Source organism: Massilia sp. P2_C2, from assembly GCF_056404615.1.
This window is the reverse complement of sequence record NZ_JBFUDR010000405.1, coordinates 1-4,509: the sequence shown is the minus strand read 5'-3', so window position 1 is coordinate 4,509 and position 4,509 is coordinate 1. Positions and strand designations below refer to the sequence as shown.

Genomic DNA, 4,509 nt, shown 5'->3' with positions numbered 1-4,509 from the left:
CCGCGGCGCCGGCCGCCAGCAGCGCATCGCCGCCCGCGCCCGCGCCCGGGACCGAGCCGATCTTCTGGGCTACTTCGTTCGCGGCCGCGCCGGCCGCGAGTCCCGCGCCGCTTTCCGCCGCCCGCTTGAGCAAGCCCTTGGGACCGCCGACGACGTCGCCCACGAAKCCCTGCACCGCCGAATTGCCGATATGGCCGGCCTGCATGGCGCCGACCACCGCGTTCGCCGCGAGGCCCTCGGGCGTCAGGTCGCAGGCGAGCTGCACGGCGTTGCCGGCCGCGCCCATGAAGTCGCCGCAGGCCTTGCCGAAATGGCCGCTGCCGATGTCCTTGGCGGCGTTGATGGTGCCGTTCACCGTGCCCTCGACGCTGTCGGCGACGTCCTGGACGATCTTGTTGCCGACGTTGCGTTCGAACTCGGTCGCCTTGTCCTGGAAGCCCTTGACCTTCTGCGCCATCTTGTCGAGCGACTTGTTCAGGTGCAAATCCGACGTGGCGTCGCAGATCGCGTCGATTTCCGTCTTGGGCAGTTCGGTGAAGGCCTTGACGCCGCACTGCGCGCAGCGCACCGCGTCGTTGAGGGCCGCCTTGAACCTGCCGTGGGCGACGTCGTCGACCGCGTGGGCGGCCGCCTCTCCGGCGTGGACGACATCCTTGGCGATGTTTTCGACGCCGTGCACGACGTCCTTGGCCGCATGCTCGATCGCATGGCCGAGATGTTTGAAGAAACTCTTGAAGCTCATGTTTATTGCCTTTCTGCGAGGTTGAAAATGGATTCCGCCCGGGCCGCGAAGAGCCCGTTCCAGCGTAGCGGGCGCGGCGCGGCGCAGCGGCGCGCGGAACGAAGCGGCGCGCTACGGCGCGAAGCGGCGCGAAGCAACTCAGCCGCCATGCGCGGCGACGATGCGCCGGATCGACGCCTGGTAACGTGCGCGCTCCGCGGGCGTCTCGGAGTGATAGGCGCCGACCGCGTCCCACGTGTTGCCGTACTTGAGCATCATCTTGCGCAGGTGCCAGGCGGCGACGTAGACGCCGACGCACGGCTGCATCAGCTGCGACGGATCGATGCCCCAGCGCTGCAGCTCGCCGAGATGGACCGAATTGATCTGCATGAGGCCATAGTCGACGGAGCCGTTGGCGTTGCGGTGCTGCGCGGCCGCGCGGCCGTGCGACTCCTGCCACGCAATGGCGCGCAGCACCGCCGGATTGACGTGCTGGTACGCGGCGGCCTCGTCGAAACAGTCGGCATGCGCGGGCGCCCACGCCCCGACGCACACGGAAAGTAGCGCGAGGCGGCGCATCACACGCTCCCCGGTTCGTGATCGGATGCGGCGGGAGGCGCCGGCTGCCGGGCCCACGCGCGCACGATGTCCGGCGCCGCCGCCGTCGAGTACAGCTCGCGGTCGGTGGCCACCGTGCGGCTGGCCGTGGCGACGAGGCCGAAGTTCAGGCCGCGCACGTCGGCCGCGCTCTGCGACTCGATCGCCTGCATTTGCATCGGCACCCACGAGTGCTCGTCGCTCAGGCGCGCCATCATGTGCTGCGACAGCTGCGCGAGGCGCGGATCGTTCGGATTGCGCGCGTGGATGGTCGCGGCCAGCGCGGCGCTCTCGTCTAGCCCCTTGCGCACGTCGGCCCGCAGGCGCGTACGCATCATGTAGCGCTGGCCGGCGCCAGCCCAGTTCTCCACGCGGGACATGAATTTCTGCAGTTCCTGCGGCCCGTGTTCCGGTCCGTGGACGGCGGTGAACACCTGCTCGAACTGGGCCTTGCGGCCGGGCTCCGCCATCATCGCCTTGAACTGGCCCGCGTCGCGGATGTCGACGTCGCGCAGCGTATAGGTTTCGGACAGGCGGCCGTTGTCGACGAGCGCGCGGAACGTCACGTTCATGCCCTTGTCCACCAGGCTGTGGTTCTGCTGCTTGCCGATCAGCGGGATGGGCCGGTTCAACGTCTCGGACGTCGGGTCCGGCTCGGTGCCCTGCGCGAACGTGCCGCTGCTGCCGGCCACGGGAATCGTGGGCGAGATGGTGGACGCGCTCACCGTGGCGTTCACCTGGAAGCGCGACAGCTCGTTATTGCGGATCATGCGGTGGGTGCCCGTGGTTTCCGTGCGCCGGTTCGTGCCCTTCGACGTGAGATCGGCGGTGACGCTGCCCGCGATCCCCACGCCCGCGGTCTCGAACGGCTTGTCCGACGCGATGCCCACGGCGCGCGCATTGGCCGACGCGGTGGCCGTGTGGTGCAGGCTGTTCGCGGACTGGTTGTGCCAGCCGACCGACAGCGTCTCGCTCTCGAGGAATTCGCTCGCGAGGTGCTCCCAGGTCCGCGCCGGATCCAGCCTGGCGCCGTCCGGGCCCTTGGCGAGCGCGAACATGGTGTCGACAAACTTGATCAGGTCGTCGCGCGCCTTGCCGGAGTTCCAGGCTTCGCCGTTCGGATTCTCCTCGCGCATCGTGCGCACCATCACGCCGCGCACTTGCGCCCTGTCGCCCGCGAGCGGCGTGACGGTGGCGCCGCCGCCACCCTGCAGGCCGAACTTCGAGAAGCCCTTGCGCACCGAGGCCGCGATACCGCCGCCGAGGCCGCCTGCGATCTGGCGCTGGGTGCCGATGAACAGTTCGCCGCCATGGTGGCTGGTGCCGAAGCCGAGCACGGCAGTGCTGGCGTGCGCGATACGCACGTCGGCCACCGGCGCCACCGACCCCTTCACGGCGCCGCCGGACATCGCCGCCGTGAACTGCTCGGACGCCTTCTTCAGCGCGATCGACAGCGCTCCCGCGTTGAAGCCGAGGGTGCCGCCGTTGGACGCCGTGACCGCATTGCCCCACTGGTGCTCCTGCAGGTAGGTGCGCACGAACGCATGCGCGCCGTCCGCGGTCAGGTCGGCCGGCCGGTTGCTGGACGCGTCGACGATGGTGGCGGCCTTGCGCATGGCGGCGCCGAACCCGGTTTCCTTGTGCGCCGTCGGCGCGCCGGCCGGTGCGGGCTCGGTCTCGTGCAGGCCGCCCTCCTTTGCCCAGGCGCGCACGTTCGCCAGCGTCACGCTCTTGCCTTCCCAATGCGTCAGCTTGGCGGCCAGCGCCTGCACATCGCCTTCCGGCACGCCGTGCTCGTGGGCGATGTTCAGCGCCACCTGCATCAGCGCGGGCTTGTCGAGCACGTGGCCAAGCGGGCGCGTCTGCTCCACGGTGGCGGTTACGTGGCGCATCAGGGCGCTGCGCTCCAGCGCGGGCGGCAACGGCGTGCCGGGCGTGGCGAGGGCTTGCGCCAGCTCGGCATGCTCGGCCGAACCGTGCGCCGGCAGCTGCGCCGCGAGGTGGGTGCTCAGTGCGCCCATGGCGGTGCCGACGTGCTTGTCGAGCGCCGTGATGTTGTCATCCGGGTGGCCCTGGGCCGCATTGTTGACGCCCATCGAGCGCAGCGGATCGAGCGGCGACTTCTTGCGGCCGAACGCGTTGTGCACGCTGGTCATCGTCAGCCTGGCCTTGGCCTTCAGGAACGCCCCGGCCGTGGACGGGTTGCGCACGTCGAGTTTCACCGCGCTGTTCTTTTCGTGCCTGGCCGCGCGCGCCACGTACTTGCCGAACTTGGCGAGGCGCCCTTGCGCCTTCGCCAGGTCGGTGCCCGGACCGCTTTCGCGGAAGCCCTGCTTCCACGCGAACACCGCCGCCTTGTGGGCCGGCGGCAGCGCCGCGTACGGGCTCGCGCCTTCGACCGCCGGCGCGGCGTGCATGCGCAGCTCCACGGCGAGCACCGTCTCGGCCAGCGTGGCCGGCGCGCCCGTCGCCACCTTCAGCGTGGCGTGCATGCCCGCCTGCGCCAGCGGGTCGCCGTGCACGAGCTTGAGTTCTTGCGAGACCTTGGCGGCGGCCGTCAGCAGCCGCTGCAGGCCCGCATGGTGCTCGGGCGCGGGCGGCGGCTGGATCATTTTGAGCAGCGCCTGGAAGCCGGCGTGCGTGGACGCCAGGCCGGCGGCGGTGCGCAGCGCATCCACACCCGCCCCTTCCAGCGTGCCGGACTTCAGCGCGTGCAGCATGGCGTCCACCTGCGGTCCCGAGCGCAGCGTCGCCAGCGCCGCCGTCGCCCGCTCCGGGTCGCGCGCGCACGCCTGCGCCAGGTGCTCGCCCACCAGCAGGTGCTGGGTGAACGGGAAGGTGGTGGTCGGCGGGTCGGCCGGCAGATGGCCGGCGCGCGGCGCGGGCGGTCCGGCCAGCGCGGGCATCAGCTGGTCGAGCAGCGCGGTCACGCGCGCCGCCGACTCCATCTGGTTGCGCGGCTGGGCGAACATGTTCCACACGTGGTCCTTCATCTCGACCTCGTCGTGCAGGGCCGGCATCGGCGCGGCCGGCTTGCCCGTCCTGGCCGGCGTCGGCACCTCCGGCGCGATCTGCTTGACGGCCGTGCGCATCGCCTTCAGAAAGTTGTTCTGGTTGGCGCCGAGCGGCCCTTTCGGCAGCGGCTCGCCCGGGGCCGGCGGCGGCGGCGTGGGCCGCATGCGCGCGGCGGC

3 protein-coding genes are annotated in these 4,509 nt (G+C 71.1%); all 3 read right to left on the bottom strand.

All coding sequences use genetic code 11. From position 1 onward, the window contains the following. On the bottom strand, positions 1-742 hold a 742-nt coding region (locus AC1DYX_RS28120; RefSeq protein WP_477265054.1), incomplete at its 3' end, for a hypothetical protein. A 138-nt stretch (positions 743-880) separates the two neighbouring features. Beyond that, positions 881-1,303, bottom strand: a complete 423-nt coding sequence (locus tag AC1DYX_RS28115; RefSeq protein WP_477265052.1) for a lytic transglycosylase domain-containing protein — start codon at positions 1,301-1,303, stop codon at positions 881-883. Next, positions 1,300-4,509 (bottom strand): hypothetical protein (locus AC1DYX_RS28110; protein WP_477265050.1); only part of this gene is annotated, 3,210 nt, incomplete at its 5' end. The genes AC1DYX_RS28110 and AC1DYX_RS28115, both read right to left, overlap by 4 nt.